General features: G+C 65.6%; 14 protein-coding genes, 1 tRNA gene and 1 riboswitch. Of the genes, 3 read left to right on the top strand and 12 right to left on the bottom strand.

The genetic code is table 11. The annotated features are described in order from the left end of the window. Positions 1–10: 10 nt before the first annotated feature. The 6 genes from rbfA to GPJ75_RS03245 form a co-directional block, all read right to left on the bottom strand. Complete coding sequence (gene rbfA / locus GPJ75_RS03270) at positions 11–418, bottom strand: 30S ribosome-binding factor RbfA (RefSeq protein ID WP_163265112.1); 408 nt, start codon at positions 416–418, stop codon at positions 11–13. 216 nt (positions 419–634) lie between these two features. Beyond that, complete coding sequence (infB, locus tag GPJ75_RS03265; RefSeq protein ID WP_163265110.1) at positions 635–3190, bottom strand: translation initiation factor IF-2; 2556 nt, start codon at positions 3188–3190, stop codon at positions 635–637. Next, positions 3187–3822 carry an RNA-binding protein gene (locus GPJ75_RS03260; protein WP_163265108.1) on the bottom strand — a complete coding sequence of 212 codons (636 nt, stop codon included), beginning with the start codon at positions 3820–3822 and terminating at the stop codon, positions 3187–3189. Before GPJ75_RS03260 ends, infB begins: the two co-directional genes overlap by 4 nt. A 38-nt stretch (positions 3823–3860) precedes the next feature. After that, on the bottom strand, positions 3861–5480 hold the full coding sequence (gene nusA, locus GPJ75_RS03255) for a transcription termination factor NusA (RefSeq protein WP_163265106.1): 1620 nt from the start codon (positions 5478–5480) through the stop codon (positions 3861–3863). A gap of 54 nt (positions 5481–5534) precedes the next feature. After that, positions 5535–6119: a ribosome maturation factor RimP gene (rimP, locus tag GPJ75_RS03250; RefSeq protein ID WP_163265104.1), complete on the bottom strand. Its 585-nt coding sequence runs from the start codon at positions 6117–6119 to the stop codon at positions 5535–5537. A 144-nt stretch (positions 6120–6263) separates the two neighbouring features. Continuing rightward, entirely contained in the window at positions 6264–6668 is a 405-nt protein-coding gene (locus tag GPJ75_RS03245; protein WP_163265102.1) for a lysozyme inhibitor LprI family protein, read from the bottom strand. A gap of 244 nt (positions 6669–6912) precedes the next feature. Here GPJ75_RS03245 and GPJ75_RS03240 point away from each other — a divergent pair, with 244 nt between their 5' ends. Then, a complete protein-coding gene (locus tag GPJ75_RS03240; RefSeq protein ID WP_163265100.1) occupies positions 6913–7077 on the top strand; it encodes a hypothetical protein in 165 nt (54 codons plus the stop codon). 7 nt (positions 7078–7084) lie between these two features. Here GPJ75_RS03240 and trmB read toward each other — a convergent pair whose 3' ends face one another. The 5 genes from trmB to GPJ75_RS03215 all read right to left on the bottom strand — a co-directional run bounded on the left by trmB (position 7085) and on the right by GPJ75_RS03215 (position 12876). After that, positions 7085–7783: a tRNA (guanine(46)-N(7))-methyltransferase TrmB gene (gene trmB, locus GPJ75_RS03235; RefSeq protein WP_163265098.1), complete on the bottom strand. Its 699-nt coding sequence runs from the start codon at positions 7781–7783 to the stop codon at positions 7085–7087. Between the two features lie 177 nt (positions 7784–7960). Then, positions 7961–9238, bottom strand: a complete 1278-nt coding sequence (metK, locus tag GPJ75_RS03230; RefSeq protein ID WP_163265096.1) for a methionine adenosyltransferase — start codon at positions 9236–9238, stop codon at positions 7961–7963. Between the two features lie 256 nt (positions 9239–9494). Continuing rightward, complete coding sequence (locus GPJ75_RS03225) at positions 9495–9911, bottom strand: helix-turn-helix domain-containing protein (RefSeq protein ID WP_163265093.1); 417 nt, start codon at positions 9909–9911, stop codon at positions 9495–9497. A gap of 121 nt (positions 9912–10032) precedes the next feature. Next, a complete protein-coding gene (gene lnt / locus GPJ75_RS03220; protein ID WP_163265091.1) occupies positions 10033–11583 on the bottom strand; it encodes an apolipoprotein N-acyltransferase in 1551 nt (516 codons plus the stop codon). A 105-nt stretch (positions 11584–11688) separates the two neighbouring features. Next, a complete protein-coding gene (locus GPJ75_RS03215) occupies positions 11689–12876 on the bottom strand; it encodes an O-succinylhomoserine sulfhydrylase (protein WP_163265089.1) in 1188 nt (395 codons plus the stop codon). Positions 12877–12916: 40 nt separating this feature from the next. Further along, positions 12917–12994: riboswitch (SAM riboswitch) on the bottom strand. A 78-nt stretch (positions 12995–13072) separates the two neighbouring features. Here GPJ75_RS03215 and GPJ75_RS03210 point away from each other — a divergent pair. Continuing rightward, positions 13073–14164: a 2'-deoxycytidine 5'-triphosphate deaminase gene (locus GPJ75_RS03210; protein ID WP_163265087.1), complete on the top strand. Its 1092-nt coding sequence runs from the start codon at positions 13073–13075 to the stop codon at positions 14162–14164. Between the two features lie 72 nt (positions 14165–14236). On the opposite strand, the gene GPJ75_RS03205 is transcribed toward GPJ75_RS03210, so the two are convergent. Continuing rightward, positions 14237–15025, bottom strand: coding sequence for an ion transporter (locus GPJ75_RS03205; RefSeq protein ID WP_425483109.1), 789 nt, complete (start codon positions 15023–15025; stop codon positions 14237–14239). A gap of 135 nt (positions 15026–15160) precedes the next feature. Here GPJ75_RS03205 and GPJ75_RS03200 point away from each other — a divergent pair. Then, positions 15161–15235 (top strand) — tRNA-Gly (locus tag GPJ75_RS03200). The last annotated feature ends 126 nt before the right edge of the window (positions 15236–15361 follow it).

The raw sequence follows: 15361 nt of genomic DNA, 5'->3' as shown, positions 1-15361 counted from the left end.
GCGCAGACAGTCAGCGTTCGTCATCGTCATCTTGGTCTTCATTATCCAGGTCCCGTGCCACCTCGGGCGATTTCAAAAGCTTGTCGATCTTCTCGAAATTGTCGAAGCTGGTGTCCAGGCGGAAGCGGAATTCGGGCATGTATTTCATCTGCCTGAGCGCCGGCGCCGCGCGGCCGCGGATGAAACGCGCATTGCGGTTGAGCGCCGCCACCACCTTCTCCTTGTCCTCCACGCCGAGCGGCGAGACGAAGGCGGTGGCGATCTTCAAATCCGGCGACATGCGCACTTCGGCGACCGAGATGACGGCGCCCTCGACCTCGGGGTCGCGCACGTCGCCGCGCTGCAGGATCTCGGCCAGCGCATGGCGTGCCTGCTCGCCGACACGAAGCTGGCGTTGGGATGGGGCTGAGGAAGGCATGGGGCGCCTCTTGAAACGGGGTTGCGCCGATCTGGCACGGCGGCTTTGAGATGCGTTCAGGGTTAGGGTGTGGCGGCATCCCGCCCTCGTGGTTCGACAAGCTCACCATGAGGGCTGGTGCTTGCGCCTATCCGTTTGCGCCGAAGCTTGCGGTAAGGCGGGCCCGCCTTCACCCTCAATCCTGTCGAGGAAGAGGGTGAAGGCTTCAGGCAGCCCTTACAGCGTGCGCGTCACCATCTCGACGCGGTAGGCCTCGATGACGTCGCCGACGCGGATGTCCTCGTAGTTCTCGAAGGCCATTCCGCATTCCTGGCCGCCCGGCACTTCCGAGACTTCGTCCTTGAAGCGCTTCAGCGTCTTCAGCTTGCCCTCGTGGATGACCACGTTGTCGCGGATGAGGCGGACGCCGGCACCACGCTCGACCTTGCCTTCCGTGACACGGCAGCCGGCGACCTTGCCGACCTTGGTGATGTTGAAGACCTCGAGGATCTCGGCATTGCCGAGGAAGGTCTCGCGGCGCTCGGGCGAGAGGAGGCCGGACATGGCCGCTTTGATGTCATCCACGAGGTCGTAGATGATGTTGTAGTAGCGGATCTCGATGCCCGCCTGCTCGGCGGCGTCGCGCGCCTGCTTGTTGGCACGCACGTTGAAGCCGATGATGGCGGCCTCGGACGTCTCGGCCAGGGACACGTCGCTCTCGGTGATGGCGCCGGCGCCCGAATGGACGATGTTGGCGCGCACCTCGTCGGTGCCGAGCTTGTCCAGCGCGTTGACGATGGCCTCGATGGAGCCCTGCACGTCACCCTTGATGATGAGCGGGAACTCCTGGAGCCCGCTCGTCTGCAATTGCGACATCATCTGCTCAAGCGAGCCGCGCTGGCCGGCCTGGCGGGCCACCGCCTTCTCGCGCGCCAGGCGCTGGCGGTATTCGGAGATCTCGCGTGCCCGGCCTTCCGTATCGACGACGGCGAGGCGGTCGCCAGCCTGCGGCGTGCCCTGGAGGCCGAGGATCTCGACCGGCGTCGAGGGCGGCGCCTCCTTCAACTGCTCGCCGCGCTCGTTGACCAGCGCGCGCACGCGGCCCCACTCGTTGCCGGCAACGACGATGTCGCCTGGGCGGAGCGTGCCGGCCTGCACCAGCACCGTGGCGACGGAGCCACGGCCGCGGTCGAGCTTGGCCTCGATGACGACGCCTTCCGCCGTGCGGTTGGGGTTGGCCTTTATCTCCAGGAGCTCGGCCTGCAGCAGGATCGCCTCGAGAAGCTTGTCGAGGTTGGTCTGCTTGATCGCCGACACCTCGACATCGAGCACCTCGCCGCCCATGGATTCCACGAACACCTCGTGCTGCAGAAGCTCCGTGCGCACTTTCTGCGCATCGGCGTCCGGCTTGTCGATCTTGTTGATCGCCACGATGATCGGCACACCCGCCGCCTTGGCGTGGTTGATGGATTCGATCGTCTGCGGCATCACGCTGTCGTCGGCCGCCACCACCAGCACGGCGATGTCGGTGGCCTGCGCGCCGCGGGCGCGCATGGCGGTGAAGGCGGCGTGGCCCGGCGTATCGATGAAGGTGATCGTCTGGCCGCCCTGCTCCACCTGATAGGCGCCGATGTGCTGGGTGATGCCGCCGGCCTCGCCGGAGACGACATTGGCCTTGCGGATGGCATCGAGCAGCGACGTCTTGCCGTGGTCGACGTGGCCCATGATGGTGACCACCGGCGGCCGCGACACCATGTCCTCCGGCTTGTCCTCGATGTTGAACAGGCCTTCCTCGACGTCGGATTCGGCCACGCGCTTCACCGTGTGGCCGAACTCCTCGGCCACCAGCTCCGCCGTGTCGGCGTCGATCACGTCGCCGGGCTTCATGATCTGGCCCTGCTTCATGAAGTACTTGACCACGTCCACTGCGCGCTCGGCCATGCGGCCGGCGAGTTCCTGGATGGTGATGGTCTCGGGCAGCACCACTTCGCGGGCGATCTTCTCGCGCGGCTCCTGGCTCTGTGTGCGCTTGAACTTCTCCTGCCGGCGACGCATCGAGGAGAGCGAACGGGCGCGCGTCTCCTCGTCCGAAAGCGCGGAGTTGAGCGTCAGCTTGCCGCGGCGGCGCTGCTCCTCGGCGCGCGGCTTGGCCGGGCGGGGAGCCGGGGTTTCGGGTTTGGGCGCACCGCGCTTGGCGCCGGCACCGGGGCGAACCGGCTCCTCTTCCTCCACCACCTGGGGCGCGGCTTCCGCCGGCGCGCGGCGGCGCGCCTCTTCCTCGGCGCGCTTGCGCGCTTCGGCTTCCGCCTTCAGACGCTCTTCCTCTTCCGCCTGCCTGCGGGCGGATTCCTCACGCTCGATACGCCGGCGCTCTTCTTCCTCGGCGCGGCGCTTGGCCTCCTCGGCCGCACGCGCGCGCTCCTCGGTCTCGCGCACCTTGGAATCCTGCAGGGCCCTGCGGCGGGCCTCCATCTCCTGGGTGGAGAGGTCGTTCAGGACGACGCCGGAGCGGCCACCCGAAGGCTGCGGCGGGCGCGGCGCCTCACGGGCGGGCGCCGGGGAAGGCGCCTGGGCGGGCTTGGCCTGAACGGGCGCTACCGGCGGAGGCGGCGGTGCCTGTTCGTCCGGCCGCGCGAATTTCCGCTTCTTGGTTTCGACCACGACAGCTTTCGTGCGCCCATGCGAAAAGTTCTGGCGCACCGTGCCCTGCTCCATGCCGGGCCGTTTCAGCGTCAGCGTCTTCTTCGTGTTGACGCTCAGCGTCTTGTCGTCACCGGTCTTCGTATCAGTCATTCCATATCCTCTGCGGCGTCTGCCGCACCCGACGCCGGAATTTCCGGGGCAACACCCCGAAAAACGGCGAGCGTTTTCGCGCGTTTCAGCGCTGCCTCGCCCGGCCCCTGGTCGAGCACGGCAGCATGTATCACATTTGTCGCCCCTAATGCCAAACTCATTTCGGCTTCCGAAAAGAGCTTGAATGCCGGCATTTGCCTGCCTCCGGCACGGGCTACCGCCTTCCTTGCGGCCATGATCTTGCGGATGCCGTCTTCCGAGGCCTCCGCCGCATGCAGCACCGCGGCAGCACTGCCGCCGCGCACCGCCATTTCCACTTTGGTTGCCCCCAATGCCACGGCTCCGGCCTTGCGCGCAAGGCCGAGCGCGCCCAAAGCGGATGCCGCGAGCAGCGAATCGACCATTTCGGCCAAATCCGGGGGCACCGTCACCGGCGCTTTCAGGGCCCGGGAGAACAGGTTCTTCGCCGCTGCCTTCTCGACGAGGCCTTTCTCAGCGCCGACCCAGCAGCCGCGCCCCGGCAGATTGCGTTTCAGGTCGGGCACGACCGCGCCGTCCGGACCCGCGACGAACCGGATGAGTTCTTCCGGCTGTCGCGCCTGGCGCGTCACGATACATGTGCGGTCGTTCATCGCGTTCCACAAGACCTGTCTTCACGCAACCGGGCATTTCAGCTTTCCGCCGGCTCGCTGGCTTCTTCCTCTTCCTCGGGCGCCTCTTCGCCGGCGCGCAGATCCTCCTCGGTGATCCAGCCCGCCTTCAGCCGGGCGGCGACGATCATCTGCTCCGCCTCGGCGCGCGAGATGTCGAAGTTGGAGAAAACGCCGGGAAAGAACTTCGTCTCGCCATCCTTGCGCTCGCGCCAGCCGACGAGATCGTCCGCGGCGTAGCCGGCAAAATCCTCGACGGTCTTCACGCCATCCTCGCTCTCGCCCAGCGCCACCATCATCGGGGTGGTGATGCCGGGGATCTCGCGCAGCTCGTCGGCCACGCCCAGCTCCTTGCGCCTGGCGTCGTTCTCGGCCTCGATGCGCTCCAGATATTCGCGCGCGCGGGCCTGAATCTCGGCCGCCGTGTCCTCGTCGAAGCCATCGATGGAGGCGATCTCGTCAGATTCGACATAGGCCAGCTCCTCGACGCTGGTGAAGCCTTCCGAGGCCAGCACCTGGCCGACCATCTCGTCGACGTTGAGGGCGTCCATGAAGAGCGTCGAGCGCTCGACGAACTCCTTCTGACGGCGGCTCGACTCCTCTTCCTCGGTCAGGATGTCGATGTCCCAGCCGGTGAGCTGCGAGGCAAGCCGCACGTTCTGGCCGCGCCGGCCGATGGCGAGCGAGAGCTGATCGTCGGGGACGACCACCTCGATACGCTCGGCATCCTCGTCGAGCACCACCTTGGCGACTTCCGCAGGCTGCAGCGCATTGACGATGAAGCTGGCGGCGTTGTCGTTCCAGGGGATGATGTCGATCTTCTCGCCCTGGAGCTCGCCGACGACCGCCTGCACGCGGGAACCGCGCATGCCGACGCAGGCGCCGACGGGGTCGATCGAGGAATCGTGGCTGATGACGGCGATCTTGGCACGGCTGCCCGGATCGCGCGCCACCGACCTGATCTCGATGATGCCGTCATAGATCTCCGGCACTTCCATGGTGAAGAGCTTGGCCATGAACTGCGGGTGCGTACGCGACAGGAAGATCTGCGGGCCGCGCTGCTCGCGCCTCACGTCGTAGACATAGGCGCGCACGCGGTCGCCATATTTGAAGATCTCGCGGGGGATCAGTTCGTCGCGGCGGATGATGGCCTCGCCTCGGCCGAGGTCGACGATCACGTTGCCGTATTCGACGCGCTTGACCGTGCCGTTGACGATCTCGCCGATGCGGTCCTTGTACTCGTCGTACTGGCGGTCGCGCTCGGCCTCGCGCACCTTCTGCACGATCACCTGCTTTGCGGACTGGGCGGCGATGCGACCGAAATCCATGGGTGGAAGCTGCTCGGCGATGAAATCGCCCACCTGGGCATCGGGATTGCGCCCGCGCGCCAGAGAGAGGGGGATTTCGCGTGCCGGCTCCTCGACCTCCTCGACCACTTCCATCAGCCGCTGCAGCTTCATCTCGCCGGTCTGCGGGTTGATGTCGGCGCGGATGTTGGTCTCCTGGCCGTAGCGCGAGCGCGCCGCCTTCTGGATCGCATCGGCCATCGCCGCGATCACGATTTCCTTGTCGATGGATTTCTCGCGCGCCACCGCGTCGGCGATCTGCAAGAGCTCCAGCCTGTTTGCACTGACTGCCATTTTGGTCTCCCCTGGGGATGGGCGGCGCTCGGGCGCCGGCCGTACGATCTGCTTCTATTCCTCGGCGTCATCGCCGCTGCGGCGCGCCTTCTTGCGCTGCCGCCGTTCTTCCTTGTCCTTCTTGAGCGCCTCGCGGACGAGCGCGTCCGTCAGCACAAGCTTTGCCTCGTCGACGGCCTCCAGCGGGATCTCCACCAGCGGCTCCTCGCCCTCGGCCGTCTTGTCGCGCTCGATTGTCACCGCACCGTGGGTGCAGGCGACGATCTGGCCGCGAAAGCGCTTGCGCCCGCCAACCATTACCGAGGTCTCGATCTTCGCCAGATGGCCGACCGCGGCCTCGAAATCGGTGCGGCGCACCAACGGGCGGTCGATACCGGGCGAGGATATCTCCAGTTGATAGGCGCTGTCGATCGGATCTTCGACATCGAGCGCCGGCGAGATGGCGCGGCTCGCCTCCTCGCAATCCTCGACCGTCATCGAACCGTCCGGCCGCTCGGCCATGATCTGCAGCGTCAGCCCGTCCTGCGCCGAAAGCTTGACCCGCACGAGCCTGTAGCCCAGCGCATCGAGAACGGGCATGACGATACCGGCCACGCGTGCCTCTGCGCCGTTCTCGCGGATGATGCGGTCGTCCTGCATCCGGTGTTTCACGCCTCCAATGCGGTCCCGCGGCTAACAAAAAAGAGCGGGACCGGCCGGACCCACTCTTCGCCTTAGAGACCAAGAATTTGCATTGCATATAGCTCAGATGGGGGGCGGTTTCAAGCGCTGCCGTGCGGTTTGCTAGCCGTCCAAATCGAAGTAAGCCTCGTAACCTTCGAGATCCGTCCTCCGCGCCGCCATGACGCCCGCCTGGCAGGCCACATAGTCCAGCACCCGCCCTTTGCTGCCCCAGTCGCCGTTGGCGAAGAACCTGCAGGCACCTTCCTTGTAGGCGACCCACAGGCGCTGCTCCGCCAAAAGATCGGCCTTCGTCCGACCATCGGTCTGCGCGAACACCTTTTTCCAAGTCGCGTTCAGCCTATCGTCCTCGCGCTTCAGCCAGTCACCCCCGCACTCGGCCCAAGCGGGGTCGGTGTTGTCCGACTGCCGGATGCACTGGTCGTAGAGTTCGTCGGAGGCAGCCATGCCGGCTGTCAGTGTCAGAGCGACGGTGAGTGTGGCGGAAAACCATGCGTTGCGCGTCATCTTTACAACTCCTCACGCAACAGATTGCCAGCCCAAGAAAGGGCCGGCAACAGCGGTGCATGGGGTATACTAACGGCCTCCATGGCCAGCCGCTGGCGAGGTAAAGGCCGGTGCATCTTCAATACCATCCCCTCCCGGAGCGCTTTGCACCGCACAAATGCATGGCAGAACTGCTGAAATAGCGCTACTTTTGCTGCAGTCGGGCACCTATCTTTGCTGCAATGCACAATCATTGGAGAGCAAAATGCGTGCCCGACGTTTCATGACCGGAATTGGCGAATTCTTCGACACCGTGGGCAGCGCGATCGCGGTTTCGGCCGCTGTGCGCGACCGCCGGCCGGCGCGCCCCGCCGACCTCGCGCGCCTCGGCATCGACGCTGAGCAGTTCCGCCAGATCAGCCGCCGCTGATACCGCATTACACCCGGACGAAGGTGAGATAGGCCGGCGTCCGCCCCTCGCGCATGGCTTTCGCCTCGTAGCGGGTGCCCGGCCATCCTTCGTAGGGTTGGCGCCAGTCTTCGGCGCTTTGCGCCTTCCAGGCGAAGGCAGGATGGGCGCGGCAATGAAGCAGCGTCCAGTTCACATAGGTGTCGATATCGGAGGCGAAGCGGAAGGCTGCGCCCGGTTTCATAACGCGGGCGAAACGGTCGAGATTGACGGGGCCGACGAAGCGCCGCTTCCAATGTTTCTTCTTCGGCCACGGGTCGGGGTAGAGAAGGTCGATGCCCGACAGGGACGCCGCCGGCAGCCAATCCAGAAGTGCGGTGGCGTCGTCGTCGTAAACCCTCAGGTTCTCCGGCGCCCTTCCCTCAAGCGCCGAAAGCAGCTTGGCCATGCCGTTCACGAAGGGCTCCACGCCGATGAAGCCCGTATCCGGATGGCGCTCTATCTCGCCCAGCAGATGCTCGCCCCCGCCAAAGCCGATCTCCAGCCGCACGCCGGTGACGGGGCGCGTGAAGAGCGTGCGGATGTCCGCCGGCGCCGGGGAACCGAGATCGAGCCTGAGGCGCGGCAGGAGCGCGTGAAGCGCAGCCTCCTGCTGCGGGCGTAGACGTTTTCCCCGACGGCGGCCGAAGAAGGCTTCCGTCGAGCGTTCGGGATGGTCGGCTGTCATCGGTTTGGTGTCGTTCTGTCGTTCCGCGATGATTGCGAGCAGACCCCTCGCCTACAGCATCGGCCCGAAAATCAGAAACGATTTTCGGGCCGCACGATGCATAGATTCAAAGACTTAGAGCGTCCCTTGTGCGTCCGAACGGGCGCACGGCCTCCAGCCGTCAATCTCCTACTCCACTCACGCGGCCGCCGCCAGCGCCTGCTTCAGCGCCTTCACCAGGTCCATCCGCTCCCAGGAGAAGGAGCCGTCGCGCCCGGGCTTGCGGCCGAAATGGCCGTAGGCCGCTGTCTTGGCGTAGATCGGCCGGTTGAGATCGAGATGGCGGCGGATGCCGGAGGGCGACAGGTCCATGACCTGGCGGATGGCAAGCTCCACCTCTTCCTCGCTGACGCGGCCGGTGCCGTAGAGGTCCACATAGACCGAAAGCGGCTGGGCGACGCCGATGGCGTAGGAAAGCTGGATGGCGCAGCGGTCGGCAAGGCCGGCGGCCACCACGTTCTTCGCCAGGTAGCGCGCGGCATAAGCCGCCGAACGGTCGACCTTGGTCGTGTCCTTGCCGGAGAAGGCACCGCCGCCGTGGGCGGCCGCACCGCCATAGGTGTCGACGATGATCTTGCGGCCGGTCAGGCCGGCGTCGCCGTCCGGCCCGCCGATCACGAACTTTCCGGTGGGGTTTATGTACCAGTTGCAGTCGTCGTCGATGGCCAGCCCGCCGGCCGAAAGCGCCTCGCGGATATAGGGCTCGACCACCTCGCGCACCTTCTTCGAATCCCAGGTCGCATCGAGGTGCTGGGTGGAAAGGACGATCTCGGTGGCCGCCACCGGCTTGCCGTCGACGTAACGCACGGTCACCTGGCTCTTGGCGTCTGGGCCAAGCTTGGCGGCGTCGCCCTCGCCTGCCTTGCGGGCGTCGGCCAGGAGTTGGAGGATGCGGTGGGCGTAGTAGATCGGCGCCGGCATGAGGTCCGGCGTTTCGCGGCAGGCGTAGCCGAACATGATGCCCTGGTCGCCGGCCCCTTCTTCGCCCTGCCGGTCGGCGGCGCTATCGACACCCTGGCCGATGTCCGGCGACTGGCCGTGCAGGAGCACGTCGATCTTTGCCGTCTTCCAATGGAAGCCTTCCTGCTCGTAGCCGATGGAGCGGATGGCGCGGCGCGCGGCAGAGCGGAACTTTGAGGGGTTGACGGCCGGATTGCCGCTCTTGTCCATCACGATAGCGCCGGCTTTGTCGCGTTTCAGGAGGCTCTCGGGCACGCGGACCTCGCCGGCGATGATCACGCGGTTGGTGGTCGCCAGCGTCTCGCAGGCCACCCGGACCTTCCACGGGTCCATGCCTTCCTTCTTCGCCTCGCGATAGACCAGGTCCACGATCTCGTCCGAGATGCGGTCGCAGACCTTGTCGGGATGGCCTTCGGAGACGGATTCACTTGTGAAGAGATAGTTTTTGCGCGCCACGGGTAACCCCTCTGAGAAAAAAGGCCGGCTCCCCGCCGGCGTTTGGCGGCACCTTGTTAGCCAATCACCATAGAATTGGTCAAGGAATTATGGATTTGGGCGTACTGCAAAGCAATACACCGTTTGGATACCGCCCTACGGCGCAGTACGTCCTTTAGGGCGCACGGCGCTGCATGTTATCGAATAGTTGCAATTCCGGTCGGAGAACCGGTTTCCACTTTTCCTGGAATTGCTCTGGCGTGGAAGCCTGGTCGGATCAGTCGTTGGTGGCCTCGGCCGCGAGAGCCTTTACCAAATCGAGCACCTTGCGCCGCACTTTCGGATCGGTGATCTTCACGAAGGCGCGGTTGAGCTGGATGCCTTCGGAGCTGCTGAGGAAGTCCGTGACGAAAACGGACCCTTCCTCGGCAAGGCCCGATGCCGGGGCGCCATCCTCGCCCGGAGCGCCTTCGAAGAAGAAGGAGATCGGCGCGCTCAAAATGGAGGCGATGGCCTGAAGGCGGCTGGCGCCGACACGATTGGTGCCCTTCTCGTATTTCTGGATCTGCTGGAACGTGATGCCCAAGCTCTCCCCCAGCTTTTCCTGGCTGATGCCTAGCATGTTCCGGCGAAGCCGGATCCTGCCTCCGACATGGACGTCAATCGGATTCGGCTTCTTTTTGTTGTTATTCATATATCCCTCGGCATCGGCTCGAACACAGCCAACGAAACTCGCGCCTCACCTGCGGGATGGCCCCCCGGTTGCAAACGCGTACAACGGTACCTGCGCATATGTGGAGCGCTCACCCCCAATGTCAATTCAAGCGACCACGTATGCTTAACAGCAATGAGAGAATGCCGAAAAACATGACAAATGTCAGCCCACGCACTCGGATATGCCCAGTATTTAGGAATTTTTCTCTTGGCGCCGGCACATTCACGTTCAACGCGCCGTGGGCGCGTGGGGCGAGGGCATCGATGATCTGGCCACTGGAATCGATGACCGCCGAGATGCCGCCGGCCGTCGCGGCAAGCAGCGGCAGACCGGCCTCGACGGCGCGAAGCTGGGCCTGCCGCAGATGCTGATAGGGGGCGGACGTGCCGGCATAGCCGGCATAAGCGGCCGGATTGACGATGATCGCGGCTTCGCCCGCCTGGCGCGCCGCGATATCGGGAATGGCCGCCTCGCTGCCGATGAGGGGCAGCGCCTTTATCCCGGCGGCCACCGGCAATAGCCGGCGCCTGGTGCCGGCGGCGTAGCCGGCTGCCGGAAACGGTCTTTCGATCCCGGCTATGGACAACAGGCGCGCGAAGGGAAGGTAGTCGGCAAAAGGCAGGAGGTGCATCTTGTCGGCGGCATCGGCGATCTCGCCGCTGCCGTCTACGGCGATAACGGAATCGTAGAGGCGCCGCGTGCCGGCGCCGGATTCCCCGCGCATAGCGCCGACGAGCAGCACCTGCTCTTCACTGGCGGCTTGCCCCAGCGCGTCGAGCAGGTCCGGCCGCTCGGCCAGCACGAAGGGAACGGCCATCTCGGGCCACAGGATGAGGCGGGGGGCGGGAGCGTCGTCCGGGCCGGGGGCGCCTGAAAGCTTCAGAAAGGAATCGAAAGCCGCCTCGAACGGCTCCCCCGGCTCGCCAGCGATCTGGACGATGCGGACCTGCAGCAACGGCTCTGCCGGCGGGAGCAGGGCGAGCCGCAGATAGCCGTAGCCGACAACTGCTGCTGCAAAAAAGGCGGCGAGGGCAAGGCCGGCGTGGGCATGGCGCCCGGTGACCAGAAGGGCGGGGGCGGAGAAGACGAACACGGCTAGCGCACCGATGCCGAAGACGCCGACGACCTCGGCGGCCTGCATGAGAGGCGGCACCGGCATCGCCGCGTAGCCGACGGCGTTCCATGCGAAACCCGAAAGGAGGATGGTGCGAAGCCATTCGGCGAGGCCGAAGCCGAAGGCCAGCGCGGCGATGCGGCCAAGCCCATCGCTCCACAGGAGGCGGGCGAGAAGGGTGGCGCAGCCGTAGAACAGCGCCAGCAGCGCCGGCAGGCCGAGAACGGCGAAGGGGAGCGCCCATGCGAGGCCGGCATCCGCGCCGAGGAACCCGGCGCCAACCCACCACATGCCGGCCAGGAAATAGCCGAAGCCGAACCACCACCCGGTGGTAAAGGCCGGCAGAAGCTGCCTGAGGCGGCCGCCCGTGCCGACGGCGCCATCCAACAGCCAGACGAGAACGGGAAAGGCGATGAAGCAGGCGGCCTGAAAGTCGACCGGCGCCAGCGCCAGCGAGGCCACGGCGCCGGCGAGGAGAGCGACGAGCCGGCGCCGCCACCCCCACGACAGGATCACTCCACCGGCAAGGCGCTTCATTGAGGTATCCGCCAACACGAATCGGGAAGATAGACTTACCAGCAGGCGCGGCGGCTTCCAACGTGTGTGCTTTGACTGTTGGGGCCTTGGGCTCAGGGTAAGCAGCTACGCCCGCTGCAGTGCCTGGTCGATATCCTTGATCAGGTCCTCGACGTCCTCCAGCCCGAGTGAGAGGCGCAGGGTTCCGGGGCCGATGCCGGCCTGGGCGCGGGCGTCGTCGTCGAGGTTCTTGTGTGTGGTCGTCGCCGGGTGGGTGATGAGGCTCTTGGCGTCGCCGAGGTTGTTGGAGATGCCGATGATGCGGAGCGCGTTCTCGAAGGCGAAGGCGGCTTCCTTGCCGCCCTTGAGGTCGAAGCAGACCAGCGTCGAGCCGCCCTTCATCTGGCGCGCCACGAGATCGGCCTGCGGGTGGTCCTTGCGGCCGGGGTAGACGACGCGGGCAACCTTCGGGTGCTCGGCCAGATAGTCGGCGGCGCGGGCGGCGTTCTCCATCTGCTGGCGCACGCGCAAGGGCAGCGTCTCCAGGCCCTTCAGGAGCGTCCAGGCGTTGAAGGGCGAGAGGCTGGGTCCCGTGTGGCGGAAATAATCGTGCAGGTGCTCGTCGATCCATTCCTTGTCGGAGAGGATGACCCCGCCGAGGCAGCGGCCCTGGCCGTCGATGTGCTTGGTGGCCGAATAGACGACCACATGCGCGCCGAGCTCCAGCGGCTTCTGCAGGAGCGGCGTGGCGAAGACGTTATCGACGACGAGGCGGGCGCCGATGCCGTTTGCCAGGCTGGCGATAGCGGCGATGTCACAGACTTCGAGCGTCGGGTTGGTGGGGCTTTCGAGGAAGAAGAGCTTCGTGTTGGGGCGCACCGCGCCTTCCCAGGCCGCGAGTGAGGCTCCGTCGACCAGCGTCGCCTCGATGCCGTAGCGGGGCATCAGGGTCTCCACCACCCAGCGGCAGGAGCCGAAGAGAGCGCGGGCGGCGACCACGTGGTCGCCCGCCTTGAGCGAACATAAGAGCGCCGCCGAGACGGCGGCCATGCCGGAAGCCGTCGCGCGCGCATCCTCGGCGCCTTCGAGCGCGCACATGCGCTTCTCGAACATGTCGACGGTGGGATTGGCGTAGCGGGAATAGATGAAACCCGGCTCCTCGCCCTTGAAGCGGGCTTCGGCGGCCTCTGCGCTTTCATAGAGAAAGCCCTGGGTGAGGTAGATCGCCTCGGAGGTCTCGCCGAATTGCGAACGCAACGTGCCCCCATGCACGAGGGCGGTCTGCGGCTTCCAGTCGTCGGATTTATCTGTCATTGTCCCTGCTCAACAAAAAAAACCGGCCGCGAAAGCCGGTCGAGCAACGAGCACGGCCTTTTAGCGACTTGTTTAACGTGGCTGCAAGCCGACCGGCCAAATCACCACGGGATAAAATCTCTTTAGACGCGGGAACGCCTTGCGTCAATCGCAAGGGGCGCTAAACGTCCCGGATCAGCCTTCCCATGGAGGATCGATGGCCACCGCGGGTATTCTGCCGGACACCGAGATCGCCGCGCTGTTCGACGATGGCGCGCTCGCAGCACAGCGCCCGCTCGATTCCGACCAGATCCAGCCGGCGAGCCTCGACCTCAGGCTGGGCGAGGCCGCCTACCGCGTGCGCGCCAGCTTCCTGCCCGGCCCCGGCCATTCGGTGGCGGAGAAGCTGGAGCGGCTGAAGCTGCACGAATTCCGCCTCGAGGAAGGGGCCGTTCTGGAGGTGGGGTGCGTCTACATCGTGCCCCTGATGGAAAGCCTCGCCCTGCCGAAGGACGTCTCGGCGTCCGCCAACCCGAAGAGCTCCACCGGCCGCCTCGACATCTTCACCCGCGTGCTCACCGACAACGGCCACGAGTTCGACAAGATCGCCGCCGGCTATGCGGGCCCGCTTTACCTGGAGGTGAGCCCGCGCACCTTCCCCATCGTCGTGCGGCCCGGCTCGCGGCTTTCGCAGATACGCTTCCGCCGCGGCAATGCGCTGCTTACCGAAGCCGATCTTGCAATGCTGCACGAGCGCGAGACGCTGGTGGCCTCGGAGACGCCCAACATCTCCGGCGGCGGCATCGCGCTTTCCATCGATCTCGGCGGCGGACGCGGCGATCTTATCGGCTACCGCGCCAAGCACCATACGGGGCTGGTCGATGTCGATCGCAAGGCCGCCTACGACGTACCCGAATTCTGGGAGCCGCTCTACAATCACGGCTCGGCGGACCTCGTGCTCGACCCGGACGAATTCTACATCCTCGTCTCGCGCGAGGCGGTGCACGTGCCGCCGGCCTATGCCGCCGAGATGACACCCTTCGACCCGCTGGTGGGGGAGTTCCGCGTGCACTATGCCGGCTTTTTCGACCCCGGCTTCGGCCACTCCGCCGCCGGCGGCACGGGCAGCCGCGCCGTGCTGGAAGTGCGCAGCCACGAGGTGCCGTTCATCCTGGAGCACGGGCAGATCGTCGGGCGGCTGGTCTATGAAAAGATGAGCGCGCTGCCGAAGACGCTCTACGGCACCGACCTGAAGTCGAACTACCAGGGCCAAGCGCTCAAGCTGTCGAAGCATTTTCGGGCGGGGTAACACAAGAACCCGGGTGGGGACCACCCACCGTCGTCATCCCGGACAAGTCTTCGGCTTTCCGGGATGACGACGTTAAGACTGCTTCGCCCCGCGCAGCGCCCGCACCTCTTCGCGGAGCGCCCTGATCTCGGTCAGGATCGCTTCCTGCTCGTGCTGCAGCGCGTTGCGCTCGGCGGTGGCTTCGGCCTCGTGCTCGGCCTGCATGGCCGAGACGATGATGCCGATGAACAGGTTGAGCACCGTGAAGGTGGTCGAGACGATGAAGGGGATGAAGAACAGCCACGCCCAGGGGAAGACCTCCATGACCGGCCGCACGATGCCCATGGACCAGCTCTCCAGCGTCATGATCTGGAACAGGGAGTAGGCCGAGGCGCCGATGGAGCCGAACCAGTCGGGGAATTCCGCGCCGAAGAGCTTCGTCGCCATGACCGAGAATACGTAGTAAACGAGCGACAGGAGCAACATGATCGAGCCCATGCCGGGCAGCGCGGCGATAAGCCCGCCGACCACCCGCTTGAGCGAGGGCACGATGCTGACCAGGCGCAGCACCCGCAGGATGCGCAACGCCCGCAGTACCGACAGATTGCCCGTCGCCGGCACCAGTGCGATCGCGACCACGGCGAAATCGAATATGCGCCAGGGATCGCGGAAGAAGCGCAGGCGGTAGATGGCGAGCTTTGCCATGAGCTCGACGACGAAGATACCGAGGATGAGGCGGTCGACGGCCAGCAGGAGCGGGCCCGCCGCCTCGACCGCGCGCTGCGAGGTCTCCAGCCCCAACGTGATCGCGTTGAGGACAATGAGGATGGTGATGGCCGCCTCGAAACGGCGGGACTCGATGAATTGCTTGAGGGGGATCACGGGCGGCATCGTCGGTTGATGAAGAATGCCGCAGAAGTGGTATGACGGCGGCCTTGCGTCAAGCCAGGGCAATTGCCCATCCGTGAAAAGCCGCTTGACAGCCCGCATCGGCATGGCGATTTAATGAGCGCGCAAGCGGGTGTAGTTCAGTGGTAGAACGCAAGCTTCCCAAGCTTGATGTCGTGGGTTCGATCCCCATCGCCCGCTCCATGGTTTCAGCGGCCTAAGTGCCGATGCCCCTTCCCCCCGCAAGGAAAGCGCCTTTGGCCAAGCCTGGCTCCCGGTGCTGACGGACCTCCTAAACCGGTCTGCTTGATTAAGCAGACTAGAACGTAT

It is taken from the genome of Chelativorans alearensis (assembly GCF_010993735.1).
Classification (GTDB): domain Bacteria; phylum Pseudomonadota; class Alphaproteobacteria; order Rhizobiales; family Rhizobiaceae; genus Chelativorans; species Chelativorans alearense.
This window is presented reverse-complemented; position numbering and strand designations above follow the sequence as displayed.